This is a genomic window from Citrobacter sp. Ce119 (assembly GCF_030334525.1).
Classification (GTDB): domain Bacteria; phylum Pseudomonadota; class Gammaproteobacteria; order Enterobacterales; family Enterobacteriaceae; genus Citrobacter; species Citrobacter europaeus.
In genome coordinates this window covers 1-22698 of record NZ_JAOWDR010000053.1, presented here as the reverse complement: position 1 = coordinate 22698, position 22698 = coordinate 1, and the positions used below count along the sequence as shown (strand labels likewise).

The window sequence follows — 22698 nt, the reverse complement described above, 5'->3', positions numbered from 1 at the left end:
TGGAGACTAGCAATGGGTCAGAAAGTACATCCTAATGGTATTCGCCTGGGTATTGTAAAACCATGGAACTCAACCTGGTTTGCGAACACCAAAGAATTCGCTGACAACCTGGACAGCGATTTTAAAGTACGTCAGTACCTGACTAAGGAACTGGCTAAAGCGTCTGTATCTCGTATCGTTATCGAGCGTCCGGCTAAGAGCATCCGTGTGACCATTCACACCGCTCGCCCGGGTATCGTTATCGGTAAGAAAGGCGAAGACGTAGAAAAACTGCGCAAAGTCGTAGCGGATATTGCTGGCGTTCCTGCTCAGATCAATATCGCCGAAGTGCGTAAGCCTGAACTGGACGCAAAATTGGTTGCTGACAGCATCACTTCTCAGCTGGAACGTCGCGTTATGTTCCGTCGTGCTATGAAGCGTGCTGTACAGAACGCAATGCGTCTGGGCGCTAAAGGTATCAAAGTTGAAGTTAGTGGCCGTCTGGGCGGCGCGGAAATCGCACGTACCGAATGGTACCGCGAAGGTCGCGTACCTCTGCACACTCTGCGTGCTGACATCGACTACAACACCTCTGAAGCGCACACCACTTACGGTGTAATCGGCGTTAAAGTGTGGATCTTCAAAGGCGAGATCCTGGGTGGTATGGCTGCTGTTGAACAACCGGAAAAACCGGCTGCGCAACCTAAAAAGCAGCAGCGTAAAGGCCGTAAATAAGGAGCGTCGCTGATGTTACAACCAAAGCGTACAAAATTCCGTAAAATGCACAAAGGCCGTAACCGCGGTCTGGCTGCTGGCGCGGATGTTAGCTTCGGCAGCTTCGGTCTGAAAGCTGTTGGCCGTGGTCGTCTGACTGCCCGTCAGATCGAAGCAGCACGTCGTGCTATGACCCGTGCAGTTAAGCGTCAAGGTAAGATCTGGATCCGTGTATTCCCGGACAAACCGATCACTGAAAAGCCGCTGGCAGTGCGTATGGGTAAAGGTAAAGGTAACGTGGAGTATTGGGTTGCCTTGATTCAGCCGGGTAAAGTCCTGTATGAAATGGACGGCGTACCGGAAGAGCTGGCCCGTGAAGCATTCAAGCTGGCAGCAGCGAAACTGCCGATTAAAACCACCTTTGTAACTAAGACGGTGATGTAATGAAAGCAAAAGAGCTGCGTGAGAAGAGTGTTGAAGAGCTGAACACCGAGCTGCTGAATCTGCTGCGTGAGCAGTTCAACCTGCGTATGCAGGCTGCAAGTGGCCAGCTGCAACAGTCTCACCTGTTGAAGCAAGTGCGTCGTGACGTCGCACGCGTTAAGACTTTACTGACTGAGAAGGCGGGTGCGTAATGACCGATAAAATCCGTACTCTGCAAGGTCGCGTTGTTAGCGATAAAATGGAGAAATCCATCGTTGTTGCTATCGAACGTTTTGTGAAACACCCGATCTACGGTAAATTCATTAAGCGTACGACCAAACTGCACGTACATGACGAGAACAACGAATGCGGTACTGGTGACGTGGTTGAAATCCGCGAATGCCGTCCGCTGTCCAAGACTAAGTCCTGGACGCTGGTTCGCGTTGTAGAGAAAGCCGTTCTGTAATACAGTAGGCATTCTCAACGAATAAACGGCTCAGCGATGAGCCGTTTATTTTTTCTACCCATATCGTTGAAGCGGTGTTATAATGCCGCGCCCCCGATATGGGGCTTTTTTAACGACCTGATTTTCGGGTCTCAGTAGTAGTTGACATTAGCGGAGCACTAAAATGATCCAAGAACAGACTATGCTGAACGTCGCCGACAACTCCGGTGCACGTCGCGTAATGTGTATCAAGGTTCTGGGTGGCTCGCACCGTCGCTACGCAGGCGTCGGCGATATCATCAAGATCACCATCAAGGAAGCAATTCCGCGTGGTAAGGTCAAAAAAGGTGATGTGCTGAAGGCGGTAGTGGTGCGCACCAAGAAGGGTGTTCGTCGCCCGGACGGTTCTGTCATTCGCTTCGATGGTAATGCATGCGTTATTTTAAACAATAACAGCGAGCAACCTATCGGTACGCGTATTTTTGGGCCGGTAACTCGTGAACTTCGTAACGAGAAGTTCATGAAAATTATCTCTCTGGCACCAGAAGTACTCTAAGGAGCGAATCATGGCAGCGAAGATCCGTCGTGATGACGAAGTTATCGTGTTAACCGGTAAAGATAAAGGTAAACGCGGTAAAGTTAAGAATGTCCTGTCTTCCGGCAAGGTCATTGTTGAAGGTATCAACCTGGTTAAGAAACATCAGAAGCCGGTTCCGGCCCTGAACCAACCAGGCGGCATTGTAGAGAAAGAAGCAGCTATTCAGATCTCTAACCTTGCTATCTTCAACGCGGCAACCGGCAAGGCTGACCGTGTAGGCTTTAGATTCGAAGACGGCAAAAAAGTCCGTTTCTTTAAATCTAACAGCGAAACTATCAAGTAATTTGGAGTAGTACGATGGCGAAACTGCATGATTACTACAAAGACGAAGTAGTCGCTAAACTCATGACTGAGTTTAACTACAATTCTGTCATGCAAGTCCCTCGGGTCGAGAAGATCACCCTGAACATGGGTGTTGGTGAAGCGATCGCTGACAAGAAACTGCTGGATAACGCAGCAGCTGACCTGACAGCAATCTCCGGTCAAAAACCGCTGATCACCAAAGCACGCAAATCAGTTGCAGGCTTCAAAATCCGTCAGGGCTATCCGATCGGCTGTAAAGTAACTCTGCGTGGCGAACGCATGTGGGAGTTCTTTGAGCGCCTGATCACTATTGCTGTTCCACGTATCCGTGACTTCCGTGGCTTGTCCGCTAAGTCTTTCGACGGTCGTGGTAACTACAGCATGGGTGTCCGTGAGCAGATCATCTTCCCAGAAATCGACTACGATAAAGTCGACCGCGTGCGTGGTTTGGATATTACCATTACCACTACTGCGAAATCTGACGAAGAAGGCCGTGCTCTGCTGGCTGCCTTTGACTTCCCGTTCCGCAAGTAAGGTAGGGTTACTGAATGGCTAAGCAATCAATGAAAGCACGCGAAGTAAAGCGCGTAGCTTTAGCTGATAAGTACTTCGCAAAACGCGCTGAACTGAAAGCTATTATCTCTGATGTGAACGCGACCGACGAAGATCGTTGGAACGCAGTTCTCAAGCTGCAGTCTCTGCCGCGTGATTCCAGCCCGTCCCGTCAGCGTAACCGCTGCCGTCAAACAGGTCGTCCGCATGGCTATGTGGGCAAGTTCGGGTTGAGCCGTATCAAACTGCGTGAAGCCGCCATGCGCGGTGAAGTACCAGGCTTGAAAAAGGCTAGCTGGTAATTACCAATTGAATCACGGGAGTAAAGACAGATGAGCATGCAAGATCCGATCGCGGATATGCTGACCCGTATCCGTAACGGTCAGGCCGCGAATAAAGCTGCGGTCACCATGCCTTCCTCCAAGCTGAAAGTGGCAATTGCCAACGTGCTGAAGGAAGAAGGTTTTATTGAAGATTTTAAAGTTGAAGGCGACACCAAGCCGGAACTGGAACTTACTCTTAAGTATTTCCAGGGTAAAGCTGTTGTAGAAAGCATTCAGCGTGTCAGTCGCCCAGGTCTGCGCATTTATAAGCGTAAAGACGAGCTGCCGAAAGTTATGGCTGGCATGGGTATCGCAGTTGTTTCTACCTCTAAAGGTGTTATGACTGATCGTGCAGCGCGCCAGGCTGGTCTTGGTGGCGAAATTATCTGCTACGTAGCCTAATCGGAGGAAAAAATGTCTCGTGTTGCTAAAGCACCGGTCGTTATTCCTGCCGGCGTTGATGTAAAAATCAACGGTCAGGTTATTACGATCAAAGGTAAAAACGGCGAGCTGACTCGTACTCTCAACGATGCTGTTGCAGTAAATCATGCAGATAATGCACTGACCTTCGGTCCGCGTGATGGTTACGCAGATGGATGGGCTCAGGCTGGTACCGCGCGTGCCCTGCTGAATGCAATGGTTGTCGGTGTTACCGAAGGCTTCACTAAGAAGCTACAGCTGGTTGGTGTAGGTTATCGTGCAGCGGTTAAAGGGAATGTAGTAAACCTGGCTTTAGGTTTCTCTCACCCAGTTGACCATCAGCTGCCTGCGGGTATCACTGCAGAATGTCCGTCTCAGACTGAAATCGTGCTGAAAGGCGCTGATAAACAGCTGATCGGTCAGGTTGCAGCAGATCTGCGCGCCTACCGTCGTCCTGAGCCTTATAAAGGCAAGGGTGTTCGTTACGCCGACGAAGTCGTGCGTACCAAAGAGGCTAAGAAGAAGTAAGGTAACACTATGGATAAGAAATCTGCTCGTATCCGTCGTGCGACCCGCGCACGCCGCAAGCTCCAGGAGCTGGGTGCAACTCGCCTGGTGGTACATCGTACCCCGCGTCATATTTACGCACAGGTAATTGCACCGAACGGTTCTGAAGTTCTGGTAGCTGCTTCTACTGTAGAAAAAGCTATCGCTGAACAATTGAAGTACACCGGTAACAAAGACGCTGCTGCAGCTGTAGGTAAAGCTGTTGCTGAACGCGCTCTGGAAAAAGGCATCAAAGATGTTTCTTTTGACCGTTCCGGGTTCCAATATCATGGTCGTGTCCAGGCACTGGCAGATGCTGCCCGTGAAGCTGGCCTTCAGTTCTAAGGTAGAGGTGTAAGATGGCTCACATCGAAAAACAAGCTGGCGAACTGCAGGAAAAGCTGATCGCGGTTAACCGCGTATCTAAAACCGTAAAAGGTGGTCGTATTTTCTCCTTCACAGCTCTGACTGTAGTTGGTGATGGTAACGGTCGCGTTGGTTTTGGTTACGGTAAAGCGCGTGAAGTTCCAGCAGCGATCCAGAAAGCGATGGAAAAAGCCCGTCGCAATATGATTAACGTCGCGCTGAACCACGGCACCCTGCAGCACCCGGTTAAGGGTACTCACACGGGTTCTCGTGTATTCATGCAGCCGGCTTCCGAAGGTACCGGTATCATCGCCGGTGGTGCAATGCGCGCCGTTCTGGAAGTCGCTGGAGTTCGTAACGTTCTGGCTAAAGCGTATGGTTCCACCAACCCGATTAACGTGGTTCGTGCAACTATCGATGGTCTGGAAAATATGAAATCTCCGGAAATGGTCGCTGCCAAGCGTGGTAAATCCGTTGAAGAAATTCTGGGGAAATAAACCATGGCAAAGACTATTAAAATTACTCAAACCCGCAGTGCAATCGGTCGTCTGCCGAAACACAAGGCAACGCTGCTTGGCCTGGGTCTGCGTCGTATTGGTCACACCGTAGAGCGCGAGGATACTCCTGCTGTTCGTGGTATGGTCAACGCGGTTTCCTTCATGGTTAAAGTTGAGGAGTAAGAGATGCGTTTAAATACTCTGTCTCCGGCCGAAGGCTCTAAAAAAGCGGCTCGCCGCCTGGGTCGTGGTATCGGTTCTGGCCTCGGTAAAACCGGTGGTCGTGGTCACAAAGGTCAGAAGTCTCGTTCTGGCGGTGGCGTACGTCGCGGTTTCGAGGGTGGTCAGATGCCTCTGTACCGTCGTCTGCCGAAATTCGGCTTCACTTCACGTAAAGCAGCGATTACAGCCGAAGTTCGTCTGTCTGACCTGGCTAAAGTTGAAGGCGGTGTTGTAGACCTGAACACGCTGAAAGCAGCTAACATTATCGGTATCCAGATCGAGTTCGCGAAAGTGATCCTGGCTGGTGAAGTCACTACTCCGGTAACTGTTCGTGGCCTGCGTGTTACTAAAGGCGCTCGTGCTGCTATCGAAGCTGCTGGCGGTAAAATCGAGGAATAAGTAGCAGATGGCTAAACAACCGGGATTAGATTTTCAAAGTGCCAAAGGTGGCTTAGGCGAGCTGAAACGCAGACTGCTGTTTGTAATCGGCGCGCTGATTGTGTTCCGTATTGGCTCTTTCATTCCGATCCCTGGTATTGATGCCGCTGTACTTGCCAAACTGCTTGAGCAACAGCGAGGCACCATCATTGAAATGTTTAACATGTTCTCTGGTGGTGCTCTCAGCCGTGCTTCTATCTTTGCTCTGGGGATCATGCCGTATATTTCGGCGTCGATCATTATCCAGCTGCTGACGGTGGTTCATCCAACGCTGGCAGAAATTAAGAAAGAAGGGGAGTCTGGTCGTCGTAAGATCAGCCAGTACACCCGCTACGGTACTCTGGTGCTGGCAATATTCCAGTCGATCGGTATTGCTACCGGTCTGCCGAATATGCCTGGTATGCAGGGCCTGGTGATGAACCCAGGCTTTGCATTCTATTTCACCGCTGTTGTAAGTCTGGTTACAGGGACAATGTTCCTGATGTGGTTGGGCGAACAGATTACTGAACGTGGTATCGGCAACGGTATCTCAATCATTATCTTCGCCGGTATTGTCGCGGGACTCCCGCCAGCCATTGCCCATACTATCGAGCAAGCGCGTCAAGGCGACCTGCACTTCCTCGTGTTGCTGTTGGTTGCAGTATTAGTATTCGCAGTGACGTTCTTTGTTGTATTTGTTGAGCGTGGTCAACGCCGCATTGTGGTAAACTACGCGAAACGTCAGCAAGGTCGTCGTGTCTATGCTGCACAGAGCACACATTTACCGCTGAAAGTGAATATGGCGGGGGTAATCCCGGCAATCTTCGCTTCCAGTATTATTCTGTTCCCGGCAACCATCGCGTCATGGTTCGGGGGCGGGACTGGTTGGAACTGGCTGACAACAATTTCGCTGTATTTGCAGCCTGGGCAACCGCTTTATGTGTTACTCTATGCGTCTGCAATCATATTCTTCTGTTTCTTCTACACGGCGTTGGTTTTCAACCCGCGTGAAACAGCAGATAACCTGAAGAAGTCCGGTGCATTTGTACCAGGAATTCGTCCGGGAGAGCAAACGGCGAAGTATATCGATAAAGTAATGACCCGCCTGACTTTGGTTGGTGCGCTCTACATTACCTTTATCTGCCTGATCCCGGAGTTCATGCGTGATGCAATGAAAGTACCGTTCTACTTCGGTGGGACCTCACTGCTTATCGTTGTTGTCGTGATTATGGACTTTATGGCTCAAGTGCAAACTCTGATGATGTCAAGTCAGTACGAGTCTGCATTGAAGAAGGCGAATCTGAAAGGCTACGGCCGTTAACAGTCGCCCGAGAAGTTACGGAGAGTAAAAATGAAAGTTCGTGCTTCCGTCAAGAAATTATGCCGTAACTGCAAAATCGTTAAGCGTGATGGTGTCATCCGTGTGATTTGCAGTGCCGAGCCGAAGCATAAACAGCGCCAAGGCTGATTTATTCGCATATTTTTCTTGCAAAGTTGGGTTGAGCTGGCTAGATTAGCCAGCCAATCTTTTGTATGTCTGTGCGTTTCCATTTGAGTATCCTGAAAACGGGCTTTTCAGCATGGTGCGTACATATTAAATAGTAGGAGTGCATAGTGGCCCGTATAGCAGGCATTAACATTCCTGATCAGAAACATGCTGTGATCGCATTAACTTCGATCTACGGCGTCGGCAAGACCCGTTCTAAAGCCATTCTGGCTGCCGCGGGTATCGCTGAAGATGTTAAGATCAGTGAGCTGTCTGAAGAACAAATCGACACGCTGCGTGACGAAGTTGCCAAATTTGTCGTTGAAGGTGATCTGCGCCGTGAAGTTAGCATGAGCATCAAGCGCCTTATGGACCTTGGTTGCTATCGCGGTTTGCGTCATCGTCGTGGTCTCCCGGTTCGCGGTCAGCGTACCAAGACCAACGCACGTACCCGTAAGGGTCCGCGCAAACCGATCAAGAAATAATCGGGGTGATTGAATAATGGCAAAGGCACCAATTCGTGCACGTAAACGTGTAAGAAAACAAGTCTCTGACGGCGTGGCTCATATCCATGCTTCTTTTAACAACACCATCGTTACCATTACTGATCGTCAGGGTAACGCACTGGGTTGGGCAACAGCCGGTGGTTCCGGTTTCCGTGGTTCTCGCAAATCCACTCCGTTTGCAGCTCAGGTTGCAGCAGAGCGTTGCGCTGAAGCCGTAAAAGAATACGGTATCAAGAATCTGGAAGTTATGGTCAAAGGACCGGGTCCAGGTCGCGAATCTACTGTTCGTGCTCTGAACGCCGCTGGTTTCCGCATCACTAATATTACTGATGTGACTCCGATCCCTCATAACGGTTGTCGTCCGCCGAAAAAACGTCGCGTATAACGCTGTCGTTTCTAGGATTGTTGGAGAAAGAAAATGGCAAGATATTTGGGTCCTAAGCTCAAGCTGAGCCGTCGTGAGGGCACTGACTTATTCCTTAAGTCTGGCGTTCGCGCGATCGATACCAAGTGTAAAATTGAACAAGCTCCTGGCCAGCACGGTGCGCGTAAACCGCGTCTGTCTGACTATGGTGTGCAGTTGCGTGAAAAGCAAAAAGTTCGCCGTATCTACGGTGTGCTGGAGCGTCAGTTCCGTAACTACTACAAAGAAGCAGCACGTCTGAAAGGCAACACCGGTGAAAACCTGTTGGGTCTGCTGGAAGGTCGTCTGGACAACGTTGTATACCGTATGGGCTTCGGTGCCACTCGTGCAGAAGCACGTCAGCTGGTCAGCCATAAAGCAATTATGGTAAACGGTCGTGTTGTTAACATCGCTTCTTATCAGGTTAGTCCGAATGACGTTGTTAGCATTCGTGAGAAAGCGAAGAAGCAGTCTCGCGTGAAAGCCGCTCTGGAGCTGGCTGAGCAGCGTGAAAAGCCAACCTGGCTGGAAGTTGATGCTGGCAAGATGGAAGGTACGTTCAAGCGTAAGCCGGAGCGTTCTGATCTGTCTGCGGACATTAACGAACACCTGATCGTCGAGCTTTACTCCAAGTAAAGCTTAGTACCAAAGAGAGGACACAATGCAGGGTTCTGTGACAGAGTTTCTAAAACCGCGCCTGGTAGATATCGAGCAAGTGAGTTCGACGCACGCCAAGGTGACCCTTGAGCCTTTAGAGCGTGGCTTTGGCCATACTTTGGGTAACGCACTGCGCCGTATTCTGCTCTCATCGATGCCGGGTTGCGCGGTGACCGAGGTTGAGATTGATGGTGTACTACATGAGTACAGCACCAAAGAAGGCGTTCAGGAAGATATCCTGGAAATCCTGCTCAACCTGAAAGGGCTGGCGGTGAGAGTTCAGGGTAAAGATGATGTTATTCTTACCTTGAATAAATCTGGCATTGGCCCTGTGACTGCAGCCGACATTACCCATGATGGTGATGTCGAAATCGTCAAGCCACAGCACGTGATCTGCCACCTGACCGATGAGAACGCATCTATTAGCATGCGTATCAAAGTTCAGCGCGGTCGTGGTTATGTGCCGGCTTCTACCCGAATTCATTCGGAAGAAGATGAGCGCCCAATCGGCCGTCTGCTGGTCGACGCATGCTACAGCCCTGTAGAGCGTATTGCCTACAATGTTGAAGCAGCGCGTGTAGAACAGCGTACCGACCTGGACAAGCTGGTCATCGAAATGGAAACCAACGGCACAATCGATCCTGAAGAGGCGATTCGTCGTGCGGCAACCATTCTGGCTGAACAACTTGAAGCTTTCGTTGACTTACGTGATGTACGTCAGCCGGAAGTTAAAGAAGAGAAACCAGAATTCGATCCGATCCTGCTGCGCCCTGTTGACGATCTGGAATTGACTGTCCGCTCTGCTAACTGCCTCAAAGCAGAAGCTATCCACTATATCGGTGATCTGGTACAGCGTACTGAGGTTGAGCTTCTTAAGACGCCTAACCTTGGTAAAAAATCTCTTACCGAGATTAAAGACGTGCTGGCTTCCCGTGGACTGTCTCTGGGCATGCGCCTGGAAAACTGGCCACCGGCAAGCATCGCTGACGAGTAACCGGATCACAGGTTAAGGTTTTACTGAGAAGGATAAGGTCATGCGCCATCGTAAGAGTGGTCGTCAACTGAACCGCAACAGCAGCCATCGCCAGGCTATGTTCCGCAATATGGCAGGTTCACTGGTTCGTCATGAAATCATCAAGACGACTCTGCCGAAAGCGAAAGAGCTGCGTCGCGTAGTTGAGCCGCTGATTACTCTTGCCAAGACTGATAGCGTAGCTAATCGTCGTCTGGCATTCGCCCGTACTCGTGATAACGAGATCGTGGCAAAACTGTTTAACGAACTGGGCCCGCGTTTCGCGAGCCGCGCCGGTGGTTACACTCGCATTCTGAAGTGTGGTTTCCGTGCAGGCGACAACGCGCCGATGGCATACATCGAGCTGGTTGATCGTTCAGAGAAAACAGAAGCTGCTGCAGAGTAATCTGTAGTAACGTAAAAAAACCCGCCTCGGCGGGTTTTTTTATATCCGTCATATCCCCAATTACCTACAATATCTGTACTCTTTTTGTTCATCCCCTGGAGTGTTGTATGTGGTTACTGGACCAGTGGGCAGAGCGCCATATTATTGAAGCACAGTCTAAAGGTGAGTTTGATGGTTTACCTGGTACAGGTGAGCCGCTGATCCTTGACGATGATTCTCATGTCCCGCCTGAACTTCGTGCCGGATTCCGTCTATTAAAGAATGCTGGATGTCTTCCTCCTGAGCTTGAGCAGCGCAGAGAGGCAATACAGTTGCTTGAAATACTCGCAGGGATCCGCAAAGATGATCCCAGTTATCCGGAGGTGAGTCGAAGACTGTCACTACTGGAACTGAAACTTCGGCAGGCTGGACTCAGTACCGAGTTTTTACGCGGCGAATATGCAGATAAGCTGCTACAGAAGATCAACGACGATTAGCGGAGAGAGCATGTACCGTATTGGTGAACTAGCGAAACTGGCTGACGTAACGCCTGATACTATCCGCTACTATGAAAAGCAGCAGATGATGGAACATGAAATACGTACAGAAGGCGGGTTTCGCCTCTATACGGAAAGCGATCTTCAGCGTCTGAAGTTTATTCGTTATGCCCGTCAGCTTGGGTTTACTCTGGAATCGATCCGCGAGCTGCTGTCGATCCGCATTGATCCCGAACATCATACCTGCCAGGAATCAAAAGGGATCGTCCAGGAAAGATTGCAGGAGGTCGAAGCACGAATAGCGGAGCTTCAGGCGATGCAACGGTCGCTGCAGAGATTGAATGACGCGTGTTGTGGAAAAGCACACAGCAGCGTGTACTGCTCTATCCTTGAAGCACTTGAGCAGGGCGCCAGCGGCTCAGCATCAGGCTGTTGATTTATTGAACGGTCAGGTCTACACTCGCGGCGTAAATTACTACAAACTGGAGATATTATGAGTCGTTATCAGCACACCAAAGGGCAGATAAAGGACAACGCTATTGAGGCGCTTTTACACGATCCACTTTTCAGACAGCGCGTCGAGAAAAATAAGAAAGGGAAAGGAAGTTATCTACGTAAAGGTAAACATGGCAATCGGGGTAACTGGGAGGCCAGTGGCAAGAAAGTCATTCACTTTTTTACCACTGGCCTTCTTGTTTCACTGAGTGCTTAAGAGCGGTTATTCTGTTCTTTCAGCAGGTCACGAATTTCACTCAGCAATACTTCTTCTTTCGATGGAGCTGGCGGTGCTGCCGGCTCTTCCGCTTTTTTACGGTTCAGTTTGTTGATCAGTTTGATTGCCATAAAGATAGCAAACGCAACGATAATGAAATCGAAGACGTTCTGAATAAATACACCGTAATGCATGACGACAGCCGGGATATCTCCCTGCGCATCACGTAACGTTACAGCAAACTGTTTAAAATCAATTCCACCAATTAACAGCCCCAGCGGCGGCATAATGATATCGGCAACCAGTGATGAAACAATCTTACCGAATGCCGCACCAATGATGACACCCACTGCCAAATCGACAACATTCCCGCGCATCGCGAATTCGCGAAACTCTTTAATAATGCTCATTTTATTCTCCCTATGCAGCTGACGTTTATAAGTTTAACAAATGTTTAGGCAATTTCCATTTATGTATTGCCGAAAGGAAAATTTATTAGACCATGAAAAATAAAGGGAAATAAAAAGGGCGCTGTATTAGCGCCCAAATTATTACAGGAAGAAAGGACTTGGCTGGAATAATCGCTCGACGTCGGTAATAAACTTTTTATCTGTCAGGAACATAATTACGTGATCGCCCTGCTCAATGCGCAGGTTATCATTGGCAATCATCACATCGTTACCACGCACAACAGCGCCAATGATGGTTCCTGGTGGAAGTTTAATTTCATCAATTGAACGCCCCACAACCTGCGACGTCGTTTCATCACCGTGTGCGACGGCTTCAATGGCTTCCGCGACGCCGCGGCGTAGTGAAGACACACCGACAATATCAGCTTTACGCACGTGACTTAGCAGCGCGGAGATGGTCGCCTGCTGCGGTGATATCGCAATATCGATCACACTGCCCTGCACCAGATCGACGTATGCTCTGCGTTGGATCAACACCATTACTTTCTTGGCGCCCATCCGTTTGGCAAGCATCGCCGACATGATATTCGCTTCATCATCGTTGGTCACCGCGATGAACAGATCAACCTGATCGATATGTTCTTCTGCCAGCAGCTCTTGATCCGAGGCATCACCAAAAAAGACGATCGTATTTTGCAGTTTCTCCGCAAGCTCTGATGCGCGTTGTTGATTACGTTCGATCAGTTTGACGCTGTAATCTTTTTCCAGACGACGTGCCAGACCCGCGCCGATATTACCGCCACCCACTAACATAATGCGTTTGTACGGTTTTTCCAGACGCTGTAATTCGCTCATTACGGCGCGAATATGCTGCGATGCTGCGATAAAGAAGACTTCATCACCCGCTTCAACAATGGTAGAACCTTGTGGACGGATCGGGCGGTCATGACGGAAAATCGCTGCCACTCGGGTATCTATGTGCGGCATATGCTCACGCATTGTCGACAGTGCGTTACCGATCAGCGGCCCACCATAATAGGCTTTCACCACGGCCAGGCTAACTTTCCCTTCGGCAAAATTTACCACCTGCAAGGCGCCCGGATATTCAATCAGCCGATAAATGCTATCGATAACCAGTTGCTCAGGCGCAATCAGGTGATCGATAGGTACCGCATCGGATTGAAACAGCTTGTCGGCATCACGAACGTAATCCGGTGAACGAATACGGGCGATGCGATTAGGCGTATTAAACAGTGAATAAGCTACCTGGCAGGCAACCATATTTGTTTCATCTGAGCTGGTTACGGCAACCAGCATATCGGCATCGTCGGCCCCAGCTTCACGCAAAACGCGGGGATGCGAACCATGCCCTTGCACGACGCGGAGATCAAACTTGTCCTGCAGGCTACGCAGGCGCTCACCATTGGTATCGACTACCGTGATATCGTTGTTCTCTCCGACCAGGTTTTCAGCCAGCGTACCGCCAACTTGACCTGCGCCCAGAATGATAATTTTCATCAGTCGCGACCCGTTATCTCATCACTTTTTGATTAGCTTAGCGTAAAAGAAGCCATCGCCATCTTCCGCACCCGGTAAATTCTGACGCCCGGGTTTTTCCGGTATACCGGTTTCGCTTAATACCGCATCCGGCGTACGTGCCAGGAAGGCGGCAATTTGCTGCTGATTTTCTTCTGGCAGGATAGAGCACGTTGCATAAACCAGCGTGCCGCCAGGTTTAAGGTGTGACCAGGTTGCATTCAGGATTTCAGCCTGCAACTGTGCAAGTTCGGCAATATCCCGGTCGCGGCGCAGCCATTTGATATCCGGATGGCGACGTATCACCCCGGTAGCAGAACATGGAGCGTCCAGCAAAATACGGTCAAATTGTTGTTCACCGCACCACTGCTGTGGATAGCGGCCATCACCCTGTTTTACAGTTGCCTTCATGCCCAGGCGTTTCAGATTGTCGTAAACGCGTGACAGGCGTTTTTCATCGACATCGACGGCCATGACGTTAGCTTGCGGAGCAACTTCCAGTATGTGAGTGGTTTTCCCGCCCGGCGCGCAGCACAGGTCGAGGATCTGTTCACCGTTCTCTGGCAACAGATAAGTTACACATCCTTGAGCGGAAGCGTCCTGGACGGTTACCCAGCCTTCATTAAAACCAGGGAGAGCGTGTACAGGGGCCGGCGTTTCCAGACGAACTGCATCCGGGTAGTCCGGATGCGGGAAACCCGTTAATCCCGCTTCGGTAAGCAGGTCCAGCCAGGCATCGCGCGTATGGTGAACACGATTGACACGAAGCCACATCGGCGGTCGCTGGTTATTGGCTTCAAGAATGGCTTCCCACTGCTGCGGATACGCGCTCTTAATACGTTTTACCAGCCAGGAAGGGTGTAAGAAACGCAGATCGCTTTGTGCGAACTCGGCCAACAGTTCATCCTGACGGCGTTGAAACTGGCGCAACACGCCGTTGATCAGCCCTTTGAGCTGCGGACGCTTTATGACAACTGCGCCTTCTACGGTCTCAGCCAGCGCAGCGTGCGGTGGAATACGGGTATGCAGCAGTTGGTAGAAGCCCACCATGATCAGATAGTGAACGGTGCGCTGTTTGCCCGTCATTGGACGTTCCATCAACTGCTGGATCATCCACTCCAGTTGGGAGAGTGTGCGCAATACGCCGAAGCAAAGCTCCTGCAACAGCGCTTTGTCTTTATCGGCAACTTTTTGCTGCATGGCAGGCAGCACATTGCTTAATGATTGCCCTTTTTCGACAACCTGTTCGACGGCCTGGGCCGCCATACTGCGTAAATTAAGATGTTTTTTCATAAGCGCAAAAATAAAAATGCCCGGAGATACCGGGCTTAAAGAGATGAACCGTCAGATCAGACGGTTACCGGGTATAAACCATTCCCGTCGCGAATTAAGCAGATCCTGCGCGCTCATGGCTTTTTTACCGGCAGGCTGCAAAGAGACGAGATTCAGGATGCCATCGCCTGTTGCGACCTGGATACCCTGCTTTGTCGCCTCAAGAATAGTGCCTGGCGCGGCCTGTGTGTTTACAGCAATAACCGAAGCTTGCCAGACTTTCACTGGCTGACCGTCGATTTCAAGCCAGCTCATGGGCCATGGGTTAAAGGCGCGGACGCAACGTTCCAACTGAGCAGCCGAAAGTGACCAGTCGATGCGGGCCTCTTCTTTGCTGAGTTTTTCTGCATGCGTAACCAGTGATTCATCTTGTGCCACTGGTTTTATCGTGCCGGCAGCCAGCTGTTTTAGCGTTTCAATCAGCCCCTGAGGCCCCAAATCTGCCAGCTTGTCGTATAGCGAGCCGCTGGTATCCTCTGCCGTAATCGGGCAGGACAGCTTAAGCAGCATATCACCGGTGTCGAGGCCAACATCCATCTGCATGATAGTCACACCGGTTTCGGCATCGCCAGCCCACAGTGAGCGCTGGATCGGTGCCGCGCCACGCCAGCGTGGCAGCAGTGAACCGTGAACGTTAATACAACCCAGACGCGGCATTTCCAGTACGGCTTTTGGTAGAATCAGGCCATATGCCACCACTACCATCACGTCTGCGCGTAAATCAGCAACCAACTGCTGGTTTTCCTGAGGGCGAAGAGAGACGGGTTGGAAAACCGGTATCCCTTTTTCTTCCGCCAGTACTTTTACCGGGCTGGGCATTAGCTTTTTACCGCGTCCCGCTGGGCGGTCCGGTTGGGTAAACACGCCAACGACGTTATGTCCAGAAGACAACAGCGCGTCGAGATGACGCGCTGCAAAGTCAGGTGTACCCGCAAAAATAATACGTAGTGAGTCTGACACGTTGATTCTTGTCCTTAAGCTCGGGCGTTCAGGCGGTCGAGTTTTTCAACTTTCTGACGAATGCGTTGTTGCTTCAACGGAGACAGATAATCGATAAACAGTTTACCGACCAGGTGATCCATTTCATGTTGAATGCAGATAGCCAGCAGGCCATCGGCTTCCAGTTCAAAAGATTTGCCGTTGCGATCGAGCGCACGAATTTTTACTTTCTCTGCGCGTGGTACTAACGCACGCTGTTCAGGAATTGACAGGCAGCCTTCTTCAATGCCGGTTTCGCCGTCTTTCTCCAGCAGCTCTGGGTTAATAAGTACCAACTGCTCGTCGCGATTTTCAGAGACATCAATAACAATGATGCGCTGATGAATATCGACCTGTGTTGCTGCCAGACCGATACCTTCTTCGGCGTACATCGTTTCGAACATATCATCAACGATACGCTGAATTTCTGCATTCACTTCTTCGACCGGTTTTGCGACTTTGCGAAGGCGCTCGTCCGGAATATGTAACACTTGCAAAACTGACATAGTTATCCAGAGTTGTGTTCAGGAGTTGAAAAGATTATTACCTCTATTCTAGACAAAACCCCCTCTGATTGACAGCATCAGTGACCAATCGCAAAGATTGCCAGGACTGCTTGTGGCAGGGGAACAGGGATGACCCAAATCGAAATTTGGCTACGTTTAGCGCAAGTGAATGAACTGTATGGTGATGAGATGGTGCGCATTGCCCACAGGCTTAATACTCAACCGTGCATTAACAATGCGGTACTCCTGCAGGCAGGATTCTCTCCCCGTCAGGCCCGACGGTTTTTAACTTTTTCACAGCAGACGCTGGAAAAAACGCTGCGCTGGCTTGAGCAGCCAAACCACCATTTTGTGGTTGCCGACAGCGATCATTACCCGCCATTGCTCCGTGCGATTGAGGATTATCCTGGGGTGCTTTTTGTCGCAGGAAACCCCGCATGCCTCCGCTCGTTCCAGGTGGCCGTTGTCGGCAGCAGACAGCACTCCTGGTATGGCGAACGCTGGGGACGGTTGTTTTGTGAAAAGCTTGCAGCATGCGGCGTGACGATCACCAGTGGTCTGGCCCGGGGGATTGATGGCGTGGCGCACAATGCTGCGATAAACCGTCAGGGCACGAGTATAGCAGTGCTGGGTAACGGGCTTGAGACCATTCACCCACGACAGCATGTCCGTCTGGCTGAACGGCTGATTGATGCTGGAGGCGCACTGGTGTCTGAGTTCCCATTAGATACGCTACCTTTACCGCGCAATTTTCCCCGACGAAATCGCATTATTAGTGGTCTAAGTAAAGGTGTCCTGGTTGTTGAAGCTGCCCAGCGTAGCGGGTCACTGGTCACTGCGCGCTGCGCGCTGGAACAAGGACGGGAGGTTTTTGCTTTGCCTGGACCGATAGGGAGTCCGGGAAGCGAAGGCCCACATTGGCTTATTCAGCAGGGAGCCATGCTTGTGACCGCACCAGAGGAAATTCTGGAAAATTTGCAATATGGGCTGCATTGGCTGCCAGATGAACCTGAAAAATCAATTTATTCGCCAGATCACGAAGAGGTGGCATTGCCATTTCCGGAGCTCCTGGCTAACGTAGGAGATGAGGTAACACCTGTTGACGTCGTCGCTGAACGTGCCGGCCAACCTGTGCCAGAGGTAGTGGCTCAACTGCTCGAACTGGAGTTAGCAGGATGGATCGCAGCTGTACCCGGCGGCTATGTCCGATTGAGGAGGGCATGCCATGTTCGACGTACTAATGTATTTGTTTGAGACATATATCCATAACGAAGCTGAGCTGCGTGTGGATCAGGACAAACTGGAACGGGATCTTACCGACGCTGGTTTTGATCGTGAAGACATTTACAACGCGTTACTTTGGCTGGAAAAGCTAGCTGATTATCAGGATGGTCTTGCTGAACCTATGCAGCTGGCATCTGACCCTCTTTCTATACGTATTTATACTGCAGAAGAGTGCGATCGACTGGATGCAAGCTGTAGAGGGTTCCTGCTATTCCTGGAGCAGATTCAGGTGCTAAACCTCGAAACGCGAGAAATGGTTATTGAGCGTGTACTCGCGCTGGATACGGCAGAGTTCGATCTGGAAGACCTGAAGTGGGTGATCCTGATGGTGCTATTCAACATTCCAGGTTGTGAAAATGCCTATCAGCAAATGGAAGAATTACTCTTTGAAGTGAATGAAGGTATGCTGCATTAATCAATCTTCATTCAGTATGAGTTGTTATGGCTAAATCAGCACTGTTCACGGTGCGTAAAAACGAGCCCTGCCCACAATGCGGGGCTGAACTGGTTATTCGTTCCGGGAAACACGGTCCGTTTCTCGGTTGTTCACACTATCCAGAATGCGATTACATCCGTCCGCTAAAATCTTCAGCGGACGGACATATTGTCAAAGTTCTGGAGGGTAAGCTTTGCCCTGCATGTGGCGCTGAACTGGTTCTGAGACAGGGAAGATTCGGTATGTTCATTGGATGCAGTGATTATCCGACGTGTGAACACACTGAACTTATCGACAAGCCTGATGAAACAGCAATTGTCTGTCCTCAATGCCAGACTGGCCACCTTGTCCAGCGGCGTTCCCGTTATGGCAAAACCTTTTACTCCTGCGATCGCTATCCGGAGTGCCAGTTTGTCATTAACTTCAAACCGTTAGCCGGAGAGTGTCCTGAGTGCCATTATCCGCTACTCATAGAAAAGAAAACCGCGCAGGGTGTGAAACATTTCTGTGCCAGTAAACAATGTGGAAAGCCGATCCCGGCGGAATAAAAAAGTGAATAATAACCTGCCCACAGGCCCTATCGCTGCGGCGATAGCGGTTCTGAAACAAGAAAAAGTCATCGCCTATCCAACAGAAGCTGTATTTGGCGTCGGCTGCGATCCCGACAGCGAAACGGCTGTTACCCGTCTGTTGGAGCTAAAACAACGCCCGGTCGATAAAGGCTTAATTTTGATTGCGGCAAACTTTGACCAGCTTAAGCCTTACATTGACGATAGCACGCTTACTGATGCCCAACGTGAGGCGGTGTTCGCCCGCTGGCCAGGTCCTGTCACCTTCGTATTCCCGGCGCCTGCGACAACGCCTCGTTGGTTGACCGGTCGTTTTGATTCGCTGGCCGTGCGTGTCACCGATCACCCGCTGGTGGTTGCATTGTGCCAGGCTTATGGCAAACCGTTAGTCTCCACCAGTGCTAATTTGAGTGGCTTACCGCCTTGCAGAACGGTAGAGGAAGTCCGCGCGCAGTTTGGTACAGACTTTCCCGTAGTTGAAGGGGAGACCGGAGGGCGTTTGAATCCTTCGGAGATCCGTGATGCTCTGACGGGTGAACAGTTTCGACAGGGGTAATATGAAAGAAGCCTATGCTGTTTTTGGTAATCCGATAGCGCACAGTAAATCGCCCTTTATTCATCAGCAATTTGCAGAGCAGTTGAAGATTGATCATTCCTATGGACGTGTACTGGCGCCCATCAATGATTTTGTGAATACGCTGAACGCTTTTTTTGCTGAGGGCGGGAAGGGGGCAAATGTCACCGTACCTTTTAAAGAAGAGGCGTTTGCACGTGCCGATGAACTAACGGAGCGGGCATCTCTTGCTGGAGCGGTTAATACCCTTAAACGATTAGAGGATGGGCGTTTATTGGGAGACAACACGGATGGCATTGGCTTATTAAGCGATCTTGAACGTTTATCTTTCATTCGTCCTGGAGCGCGAGTTCTACTGATCGGGGCTGGTGGCGCATCCCGTGGGGTTTTATTACCTCTTCTTTCTATGGATTGCGCGGTGACTATCGTTAACCGTACAGCTTCGCGCGCTGAAGAACTGGCTCAACTCTTCTCTCATACCGGCAGCGTGCAGGCAGTGGGTATGGACGAGCTTGATAATTACAGTTTTGATTTGATCATTAACGCGACGTCTAGCGGAATTAGCGGTGAGGTACCCGCTATTCCGACATCACTTATCCACTCCTCTGTCTATTGTTATGACATGTTTTATCAGCAGGGGAATACACCGTTCCTTTCCTGGTGTGCTGAGCATGGGGCGAAACAGTATGCCGATGGCTTGGGGATGCTGGTGGGTCAGGCCGCGCACGCCGTTTTACTCTGGCATGGGGTTTTGCCGCAGATTGAACCCGTCATTAAAAGCATGCAACAGGAATTGTCGGCATGAATCAGGCGATCCAGTTTCCCGATCGAGAAGAATGGCGCACGGATGTCAGCGCCGTGGTTTTTCCGGCGATGGTTCATGGTATGCAGCTAACATGTGCTATTTCAGGAGAAAGGTTGGCGTCCCGCTTTGGTGGCAGCACGCCTGAACAGTGGCTGGAAACTTTTCAACAGTATCGCTGGGACCTGGAGGAAGAGGCCGAAGCATTGATCCAGGATCAGCAGGAAGATTCTCAGGGTTGGGTTTGGTTACTCTGACTTAAATACTCATCTTTCCATTTAACATAGTTGTTAGCTGAGTATTTTAAGCCTGCTTTCTCTTCATCGCTTAATGGGCGGATTTGTTTTACCGGGCTTCCCAGGTACAGATATCCACTCTCCAGGCGTTTGTTTTGCGGAACCAGACTTCCAGCCCCAATCATAACGTCGTCTTCTACCACTACGCCGTCCAATACAATCGATCCCATACCGACCAATACGCGGTTGCCAATGATGCAGCCGTGTAGCATGACTTTATGACCGACCGTCACATCCTCACCCACGATCAATGGATTACCCTGCGGATTCGATGTGGATTGATGCGTGACATGTAAAACGCTGCCATCCTGAATGTTCGTACGGGCGCCGATTTGTACATAATTCACGTCGCCACGAATCGCAACCAATGGCCAAATCCCAACATCATCAGCCAAACGAGTATCACCAATGACGACGCTGCTGGGGTCGATCATCACGCGTTTTCCGATCTGTGGGAAAAGATCCTTATAAGGACGTAATACATCAGACATGTTTACCTCAACGAAAATAGAGCGGTAATGAAGACTTTGGTTGGATTATTGAGACTGTGCAAGTGATTTAGCTATCAAAAATCAGCCAAATTGCGCAGGAATGTAGCGAAAGGGGTGAAAAACAAGCATTCAGCAAAAAAGATCCAAAAAACACTTGTGCTAAAAAATGGGATCCCTATAATGCGCCTCCATCGACACGGCAGATGTGAATCACTTCACGCAAACAGCCGGTTCGGTTGAAGAGAAAAACCTGAAAATGAGGGTTGACTCTGAAAGAGGAAAGCGTAATATACGCCACCTCGCGACAGAGCGCTAAAGCGCGTCGCAACTGCTCTTTAACAATTTATCAGACAATCTGTGTGGGCACTCGAAGATACGGATTCTTAACGTCGCAAGACGAAAAATGAATACCAAGTCTCTGAGTGAACATACGTAATTCATTACGAAGTTTAATTCACGAGCATCAAACTTAAATTGAAGAGTTTGATCATGGCTCAGATTGAACGCTGGCGGCAGGCCTAACACATGCAAGTCGAACGGTAGCACAGAGAGCTTGCTCTCGGGTGACGAGTGGCGGACGGGTGAGTAATGTCTGGGAAACTGCCCGATGGAGGGGGATAACTACTGGAAACGGTAGCTAATACCGCATAACGTCGCAAGACCAAAGAGGGGGACCTTCGGGCCTCTTGCCATCGGATGTGCCCAGATGGGATTAGCTAGTAGGTGGGGTAACGGCTCACCTAGGCGACGATCCCTAGCTGGTCTGAGAGGATGACCAGCCACACTGGAACTGAGACACGGTCCAGACTCCTACGGGAGGCAGCAGTGGGGAATATTGCACAATGGGCGCAAGCCTGATGCAGCCATGCCGCGTGTATGAAGAAGGCCTTCGGGTTGTAAAGTACTTTCAGCGAGGAGGAAGGCATTAAGGTTAATAACCTTAGTGATTGACGTTACTCGCAGAAGAAGCACCGGCTAACTCCGTGCCAGCAGCCGCGGTAATACGGAGGGTGCAAGCGTTAATCGGAATTACTGGGCGTAAAGCGCACGCAGGCGGTCTGTCAAGTCGGATGTGAAATCCCCGGGCTCAACCTGGGAACTGCATCCGAAACTGGCAGGCTAGAGTCTTGTAGAGGGGGGTAGAATTCCAGGTGTAGCGGTGAAATGCGTAGAGATCTGGAGGAATACCGGTGGCGAAGGCGGCCCCCTGGACAAAGACTGACGCTCAGGTGCGAAAGCGTGGGGAGCAAACAGGATTAGATACCCTGGTAGTCCACGCCGTAAACGATGTCGACTTGGAGGTTGTGCCCTTGAGGCGTGGCTTCCGGAGCTAACGCGTTAAGTCGACCGCCTGGGGAGTACGGCCGCAAGGTTAAAACTCAAATGAATTGACGGGGGCCCGCACAAGCGGTGGAGCATGTGGTTTAATTCGATGCAACGCGAAGAACCTTACCTACTCTTGACATCCAGAGAACTTAGCAGAGATGCTTTGGTGCCTTCGGGAACTCTGAGACAGGTGCTGCATGGCTGTCGTCAGCTCGTGTTGTGAAATGTTGGGTTAAGTCCCGCAACGAGCGCAACCCTTATCCTTTGTTGCCAGCGGTTAGGCCGGGAACTCAAAGGAGACTGCCAGTGATAAACTGGAGGAAGGTGGGGATGACGTCAAGTCATCATGGCCCTTACGAGTAGGGCTACACACGTGCTACAATGGCATATACAAAGAGAAGCGACCTCGCGAGAGCAAGCGGACCTCATAAAGTATGTCGTAGTCCGGATTGGAGTCTGCAACTCGACTCCATGAAGTCGGAATCGCTAGTAATCGTGGATCAGAATGCCACGGTGAATACGTTCCCGGGCCTTGTACACACCGCCCGTCACACCATGGGAGTGGGTTGCAAAAGAAGTAGGTAGCTTAACCTTCGGGAGGGCGCTTACCACTTTGTGATTCATGACTGGGGTGAAGTCGTAACAAGGTAACCGTAGGGGAACCTGCGGTTGGATCACCTCCTTACCTTAAAGAA

36 protein-coding genes and 1 rRNA gene are annotated in these 22698 nt (G+C 50.5%); 31 read left to right on the top strand and 6 right to left on the bottom strand.

The features are described from left to right. Nucleotides 1-12 precede the first annotated feature (12 nt). From rpsC to arfA, 24 genes are all read left to right on the top strand, one after another. A complete protein-coding gene (rpsC, locus tag OGV80_RS14320) occupies nucleotides 13-714 on the top strand; it encodes a 30S ribosomal protein S3 (protein ID WP_000529945.1) in 702 nt (233 codons plus the stop codon). 12 nt (nucleotides 715-726) lie between these two features. Further along, nucleotides 727-1137, top strand: a complete 411-nt coding sequence (gene rplP, locus OGV80_RS14315) for a 50S ribosomal protein L16 (RefSeq protein ID WP_000941208.1) — start codon at nucleotides 727-729, stop codon at nucleotides 1135-1137. Continuing rightward, entirely contained in the window at nucleotides 1137-1328 is a 192-nt protein-coding gene (rpmC, locus tag OGV80_RS14310) for a 50S ribosomal protein L29 (protein ID WP_000644742.1), read from the top strand. Before rplP ends, rpmC begins: the two co-directional genes overlap by 1 nt. Beyond that, the gene (rpsQ, locus tag OGV80_RS14305) at nucleotides 1328-1582 is read left to right on the top strand and encodes a 30S ribosomal protein S17 (protein WP_003031120.1); all 255 of its coding nucleotides are present in this window, start codon (nucleotides 1328-1330) and stop codon (nucleotides 1580-1582) included. Before rpmC ends, rpsQ begins: the two co-directional genes overlap by 1 nt. Nucleotides 1583-1745: 163 nt before the next feature. Further along, entirely contained in the window at nucleotides 1746-2117 is a 372-nt protein-coding gene (rplN, locus tag OGV80_RS14300) for a 50S ribosomal protein L14 (RefSeq protein ID WP_000613954.1), read from the top strand. Between the two features lie 10 nt (nucleotides 2118-2127). Next, nucleotides 2128-2442: a 50S ribosomal protein L24 gene (gene rplX / locus OGV80_RS14295; RefSeq protein ID WP_003031122.1), complete on the top strand. Its 315-nt coding sequence runs from the start codon at nucleotides 2128-2130 to the stop codon at nucleotides 2440-2442. 14 nt (nucleotides 2443-2456) lie between these two features. Next, nucleotides 2457-2996 (top strand): 50S ribosomal protein L5, encoded by a 540-nt coding sequence (rplE, locus tag OGV80_RS14290; protein WP_003031123.1) that lies wholly within the window; start codon nucleotides 2457-2459, stop codon nucleotides 2994-2996. A gap of 14 nt (nucleotides 2997-3010) precedes the next feature. Then, nucleotides 3011-3316: a 30S ribosomal protein S14 gene (gene rpsN, locus OGV80_RS14285; RefSeq protein ID WP_003031125.1), complete on the top strand. Its 306-nt coding sequence runs from the start codon at nucleotides 3011-3013 to the stop codon at nucleotides 3314-3316. Between the two features lie 30 nt (nucleotides 3317-3346). Continuing rightward, nucleotides 3347-3739, top strand: a complete 393-nt coding sequence (gene rpsH, locus OGV80_RS14280) for a 30S ribosomal protein S8 (RefSeq protein WP_003031127.1) — start codon at nucleotides 3347-3349, stop codon at nucleotides 3737-3739. A gap of 12 nt (nucleotides 3740-3751) precedes the next feature. Then, nucleotides 3752-4285, top strand: a complete 534-nt coding sequence (gene rplF / locus OGV80_RS14275; protein ID WP_003031129.1) for a 50S ribosomal protein L6 — start codon at nucleotides 3752-3754, stop codon at nucleotides 4283-4285. A 9-nt stretch (nucleotides 4286-4294) separates the two neighbouring features. After that, nucleotides 4295-4648 carry a 50S ribosomal protein L18 gene (gene rplR, locus OGV80_RS14270; protein WP_000358960.1) on the top strand — a complete coding sequence of 118 codons (354 nt, stop codon included), beginning with the start codon at nucleotides 4295-4297 and terminating at the stop codon, nucleotides 4646-4648. 14 nt (nucleotides 4649-4662) lie between these two features. Further along, nucleotides 4663-5166 (top strand): 30S ribosomal protein S5, encoded by a 504-nt coding sequence (gene rpsE / locus OGV80_RS14265; RefSeq protein WP_003031131.1) that lies wholly within the window; start codon nucleotides 4663-4665, stop codon nucleotides 5164-5166. 3 nt (nucleotides 5167-5169) lie between these two features. After that, entirely contained in the window at nucleotides 5170-5349 is a 180-nt protein-coding gene (rpmD, locus tag OGV80_RS14260) for a 50S ribosomal protein L30 (protein ID WP_001140434.1), read from the top strand. A 3-nt stretch (nucleotides 5350-5352) separates the two neighbouring features. Then, complete coding sequence (rplO, locus tag OGV80_RS14255) at nucleotides 5353-5787, top strand: 50S ribosomal protein L15 (protein ID WP_003031132.1); 435 nt, start codon at nucleotides 5353-5355, stop codon at nucleotides 5785-5787. A gap of 7 nt (nucleotides 5788-5794) precedes the next feature. Continuing rightward, on the top strand, nucleotides 5795-7126 hold the full coding sequence (gene secY, locus OGV80_RS14250) for a preprotein translocase subunit SecY (RefSeq protein WP_001118864.1): 1332 nt from the start codon (nucleotides 5795-5797) through the stop codon (nucleotides 7124-7126). A 30-nt stretch (nucleotides 7127-7156) separates the two neighbouring features. After that, on the top strand, nucleotides 7157-7273 hold the full coding sequence (gene rpmJ, locus OGV80_RS14245) for a 50S ribosomal protein L36 (RefSeq protein ID WP_000868187.1): 117 nt from the start codon (nucleotides 7157-7159) through the stop codon (nucleotides 7271-7273). A 146-nt stretch (nucleotides 7274-7419) separates the two neighbouring features. Beyond that, nucleotides 7420-7776 (top strand): 30S ribosomal protein S13, encoded by a 357-nt coding sequence (gene rpsM / locus OGV80_RS14240; RefSeq protein ID WP_003031135.1) that lies wholly within the window; start codon nucleotides 7420-7422, stop codon nucleotides 7774-7776. Nucleotides 7777-7792: 16 nt separating this feature from the next. Next, complete coding sequence (gene rpsK / locus OGV80_RS14235; protein ID WP_003031137.1) at nucleotides 7793-8182, top strand: 30S ribosomal protein S11; 390 nt, start codon at nucleotides 7793-7795, stop codon at nucleotides 8180-8182. Between the two features lie 33 nt (nucleotides 8183-8215). Then, complete coding sequence (gene rpsD / locus OGV80_RS14230; protein WP_003031138.1) at nucleotides 8216-8836, top strand: 30S ribosomal protein S4; 621 nt, start codon at nucleotides 8216-8218, stop codon at nucleotides 8834-8836. A gap of 25 nt (nucleotides 8837-8861) precedes the next feature. Continuing rightward, the gene (locus tag OGV80_RS14225) at nucleotides 8862-9851 is read left to right on the top strand and encodes a DNA-directed RNA polymerase subunit alpha (RefSeq protein WP_003031139.1); all 990 of its coding nucleotides are present in this window, start codon (nucleotides 8862-8864) and stop codon (nucleotides 9849-9851) included. A gap of 40 nt (nucleotides 9852-9891) precedes the next feature. Next, nucleotides 9892-10275 (top strand): 50S ribosomal protein L17, encoded by a 384-nt coding sequence (gene rplQ / locus OGV80_RS14220; RefSeq protein ID WP_001216370.1) that lies wholly within the window; start codon nucleotides 9892-9894, stop codon nucleotides 10273-10275. A gap of 107 nt (nucleotides 10276-10382) precedes the next feature. Next, nucleotides 10383-10751 carry a DnaJ family domain-containing protein gene (locus OGV80_RS14215; protein WP_047408239.1) on the top strand — a complete coding sequence of 123 codons (369 nt, stop codon included), beginning with the start codon at nucleotides 10383-10385 and terminating at the stop codon, nucleotides 10749-10751. A gap of 10 nt (nucleotides 10752-10761) precedes the next feature. Further along, the gene (gene zntR / locus OGV80_RS14210; RefSeq protein ID WP_043018539.1) at nucleotides 10762-11187 is read left to right on the top strand and encodes a Zn(2+)-responsive transcriptional regulator; all 426 of its coding nucleotides are present in this window, start codon (nucleotides 10762-10764) and stop codon (nucleotides 11185-11187) included. Between the two features lie 57 nt (nucleotides 11188-11244). Beyond that, complete coding sequence (arfA, locus tag OGV80_RS14205; RefSeq protein ID WP_047408242.1) at nucleotides 11245-11463, top strand: alternative ribosome-rescue factor ArfA; 219 nt, start codon at nucleotides 11245-11247, stop codon at nucleotides 11461-11463. Here the strand turns inward: arfA and mscL are convergent. The 5 genes from mscL to def form a co-directional block, all read right to left on the bottom strand. Continuing rightward, nucleotides 11460-11873 carry a large-conductance mechanosensitive channel protein MscL gene (gene mscL / locus OGV80_RS14200; protein WP_043018537.1) on the bottom strand — a complete coding sequence of 138 codons (414 nt, stop codon included), beginning with the start codon at nucleotides 11871-11873 and terminating at the stop codon, nucleotides 11460-11462. The two genes, arfA and mscL, sit on opposite strands and share 4 nt — an antisense overlap. A gap of 141 nt (nucleotides 11874-12014) precedes the next feature. Continuing rightward, nucleotides 12015-13391: a Trk system potassium transporter TrkA gene (trkA, locus tag OGV80_RS14195; RefSeq protein ID WP_286515178.1), complete on the bottom strand. Its 1377-nt coding sequence runs from the start codon at nucleotides 13389-13391 to the stop codon at nucleotides 12015-12017. 21 nt (nucleotides 13392-13412) lie between these two features. Next, nucleotides 13413-14702 carry a 16S rRNA (cytosine(967)-C(5))-methyltransferase RsmB gene (rsmB, locus tag OGV80_RS14190; protein ID WP_087052149.1) on the bottom strand — a complete coding sequence of 430 codons (1290 nt, stop codon included), beginning with the start codon at nucleotides 14700-14702 and terminating at the stop codon, nucleotides 13413-13415. A 51-nt stretch (nucleotides 14703-14753) separates the two neighbouring features. Further along, complete coding sequence (gene fmt / locus OGV80_RS14185; protein WP_047408248.1) at nucleotides 14754-15701, bottom strand: methionyl-tRNA formyltransferase; 948 nt, start codon at nucleotides 15699-15701, stop codon at nucleotides 14754-14756. Nucleotides 15702-15715: 14 nt separating this feature from the next. Then, entirely contained in the window at nucleotides 15716-16225 is a 510-nt protein-coding gene (def, locus tag OGV80_RS14180; RefSeq protein WP_003031159.1) for a peptide deformylase, read from the bottom strand. 129 nt (nucleotides 16226-16354) lie between these two features. Here def and dprA point away from each other — a divergent pair, with 129 nt between their 5' ends. From dprA to OGV80_RS14150, 6 genes are read left to right on the top strand one after another with little or no spacing between them, the layout of a single operon-like run. After that, nucleotides 16355-17479: a DNA-protecting protein DprA gene (gene dprA / locus OGV80_RS14175; RefSeq protein WP_080626024.1), complete on the top strand. Its 1125-nt coding sequence runs from the start codon at nucleotides 16355-16357 to the stop codon at nucleotides 17477-17479. Further along, on the top strand, nucleotides 17451-17924 hold the full coding sequence (gene smg, locus OGV80_RS14170) for a DUF494 family protein Smg (protein ID WP_003031162.1): 474 nt from the start codon (nucleotides 17451-17453) through the stop codon (nucleotides 17922-17924). Before dprA ends, smg begins: the two co-directional genes overlap by 29 nt. Before the next feature lie 26 nt (nucleotides 17925-17950). Next, nucleotides 17951-18493: a DNA topoisomerase family protein gene (locus OGV80_RS14165; RefSeq protein WP_072033907.1), complete on the top strand. Its 543-nt coding sequence runs from the start codon at nucleotides 17951-17953 to the stop codon at nucleotides 18491-18493. Between the two features lie 4 nt (nucleotides 18494-18497). Next, nucleotides 18498-19070 (top strand): L-threonylcarbamoyladenylate synthase type 1 TsaC, encoded by a 573-nt coding sequence (tsaC, locus tag OGV80_RS14160; RefSeq protein ID WP_043018532.1) that lies wholly within the window; start codon nucleotides 18498-18500, stop codon nucleotides 19068-19070. A gap of 1 nt (nucleotide 19071) precedes the next feature. Continuing rightward, a complete protein-coding gene (gene aroE, locus OGV80_RS14155; RefSeq protein ID WP_043018531.1) occupies nucleotides 19072-19893 on the top strand; it encodes a shikimate dehydrogenase in 822 nt (273 codons plus the stop codon). Beyond that, complete coding sequence (locus OGV80_RS14150) at nucleotides 19890-20147, top strand: DUF1488 family protein (RefSeq protein ID WP_043018530.1); 258 nt, start codon at nucleotides 19890-19892, stop codon at nucleotides 20145-20147. Before aroE ends, OGV80_RS14150 begins: the two co-directional genes overlap by 4 nt. On the opposite strand, the gene OGV80_RS14145 is transcribed toward OGV80_RS14150, so the two are convergent. Beyond that, entirely contained in the window at nucleotides 20123-20677 is a 555-nt protein-coding gene (locus tag OGV80_RS14145; protein WP_043018529.1) for a gamma carbonic anhydrase family protein, read from the bottom strand. The two genes, OGV80_RS14150 and OGV80_RS14145, sit on opposite strands and share 25 nt — an antisense overlap. 471 nt (nucleotides 20678-21148) lie before the next feature. Here OGV80_RS14145 and OGV80_RS14140 point away from each other — a divergent pair. Further along, nucleotides 21149-22688, top strand: a 16S ribosomal RNA gene (locus tag OGV80_RS14140). Nucleotides 22689-22698: the final 10 nt, after the last annotated feature.

Bases quoted from the DNA above. Each gene is read 5' to 3' on its own strand.
- rplF (WP_003031129.1), top strand. From the start codon at position 3,752: ATGTCTCGTGTTGCTAAAGCACCGGTCGTTATTCCTGCCGGCGTTGAT.
- rsmB (WP_087052149.1), bottom strand. From the start codon at position 14,702: ATGAAAAAACATCTTAATTTACGCAGTATGGCGGCCCAGGCCGTCGAA.
- rpmJ (WP_000868187.1), top strand. From the start codon at position 7,157: ATGAAAGTTCGTGCTTCCGTCAAGAAATTATGCCGTAACTGCAAAATC.
- rplQ (WP_001216370.1), top strand. From the start codon at position 9,892: ATGCGCCATCGTAAGAGTGGTCGTCAACTGAACCGCAACAGCAGCCAT.
- rpsC (WP_000529945.1), top strand. From the start codon at position 13: ATGGGTCAGAAAGTACATCCTAATGGTATTCGCCTGGGTATTGTAAAA.
- dprA (WP_080626024.1), top strand. From the start codon at position 16,355: ATGACCCAAATCGAAATTTGGCTACGTTTAGCGCAAGTGAATGAACTG.
- rplP (WP_000941208.1), top strand. From the start codon at position 727: ATGTTACAACCAAAGCGTACAAAATTCCGTAAAATGCACAAAGGCCGT.
- trkA (WP_286515178.1), bottom strand. From the start codon at position 13,391: ATGAAAATTATCATTCTGGGCGCAGGTCAAGTTGGCGGTACGCTGGCT.
- rplX (WP_003031122.1), top strand. From the start codon at position 2,128: ATGGCAGCGAAGATCCGTCGTGATGACGAAGTTATCGTGTTAACCGGT.
- smg (WP_003031162.1), top strand. From the start codon at position 17,451: ATGTTCGACGTACTAATGTATTTGTTTGAGACATATATCCATAACGAA.
- rpsQ (WP_003031120.1), top strand. From the start codon at position 1,328: ATGACCGATAAAATCCGTACTCTGCAAGGTCGCGTTGTTAGCGATAAA.
- rpsD (WP_003031138.1), top strand. From the start codon at position 8,216: ATGGCAAGATATTTGGGTCCTAAGCTCAAGCTGAGCCGTCGTGAGGGC.
- rpmC (WP_000644742.1), top strand. From the start codon at position 1,137: ATGAAAGCAAAAGAGCTGCGTGAGAAGAGTGTTGAAGAGCTGAACACC.
- rplN (WP_000613954.1), top strand. From the start codon at position 1,746: ATGATCCAAGAACAGACTATGCTGAACGTCGCCGACAACTCCGGTGCA.
- OGV80_RS14225 (WP_003031139.1), top strand. From the start codon at position 8,862: ATGCAGGGTTCTGTGACAGAGTTTCTAAAACCGCGCCTGGTAGATATC.
- rpmD (WP_001140434.1), top strand. From the start codon at position 5,170: ATGGCAAAGACTATTAAAATTACTCAAACCCGCAGTGCAATCGGTCGT.
- rpsH (WP_003031127.1), top strand. From the start codon at position 3,347: ATGAGCATGCAAGATCCGATCGCGGATATGCTGACCCGTATCCGTAAC.
- OGV80_RS14165 (WP_072033907.1), top strand. From the start codon at position 17,951: ATGGCTAAATCAGCACTGTTCACGGTGCGTAAAAACGAGCCCTGCCCA.
- OGV80_RS14150 (WP_043018530.1), top strand. From the start codon at position 19,890: ATGAATCAGGCGATCCAGTTTCCCGATCGAGAAGAATGGCGCACGGAT.
- rpsN (WP_003031125.1), top strand. From the start codon at position 3,011: ATGGCTAAGCAATCAATGAAAGCACGCGAAGTAAAGCGCGTAGCTTTA.
- mscL (WP_043018537.1), bottom strand. From the start codon at position 11,873: ATGAGCATTATTAAAGAGTTTCGCGAATTCGCGATGCGCGGGAATGTT.
- rplR (WP_000358960.1), top strand. From the start codon at position 4,295: ATGGATAAGAAATCTGCTCGTATCCGTCGTGCGACCCGCGCACGCCGC.
- secY (WP_001118864.1), top strand. From the start codon at position 5,795: ATGGCTAAACAACCGGGATTAGATTTTCAAAGTGCCAAAGGTGGCTTA.
- rpsE (WP_003031131.1), top strand. From the start codon at position 4,663: ATGGCTCACATCGAAAAACAAGCTGGCGAACTGCAGGAAAAGCTGATC.
- OGV80_RS14215 (WP_047408239.1), top strand. From the start codon at position 10,383: ATGTGGTTACTGGACCAGTGGGCAGAGCGCCATATTATTGAAGCACAG.
- arfA (WP_047408242.1), top strand. From the start codon at position 11,245: ATGAGTCGTTATCAGCACACCAAAGGGCAGATAAAGGACAACGCTATT.
- rplO (WP_003031132.1), top strand. From the start codon at position 5,353: ATGCGTTTAAATACTCTGTCTCCGGCCGAAGGCTCTAAAAAAGCGGCT.
- def (WP_003031159.1), bottom strand. From the start codon at position 16,225: ATGTCAGTTTTGCAAGTGTTACATATTCCGGACGAGCGCCTTCGCAAA.
- rpsK (WP_003031137.1), top strand. From the start codon at position 7,793: ATGGCAAAGGCACCAATTCGTGCACGTAAACGTGTAAGAAAACAAGTC.
- OGV80_RS14145 (WP_043018529.1), bottom strand. From the start codon at position 20,677: ATGTCTGATGTATTACGTCCTTATAAGGATCTTTTCCCACAGATCGGA.
- zntR (WP_043018539.1), top strand. From the start codon at position 10,762: ATGTACCGTATTGGTGAACTAGCGAAACTGGCTGACGTAACGCCTGAT.
- rplE (WP_003031123.1), top strand. From the start codon at position 2,457: ATGGCGAAACTGCATGATTACTACAAAGACGAAGTAGTCGCTAAACTC.
- aroE (WP_043018531.1), top strand. From the start codon at position 19,072: ATGAAAGAAGCCTATGCTGTTTTTGGTAATCCGATAGCGCACAGTAAA.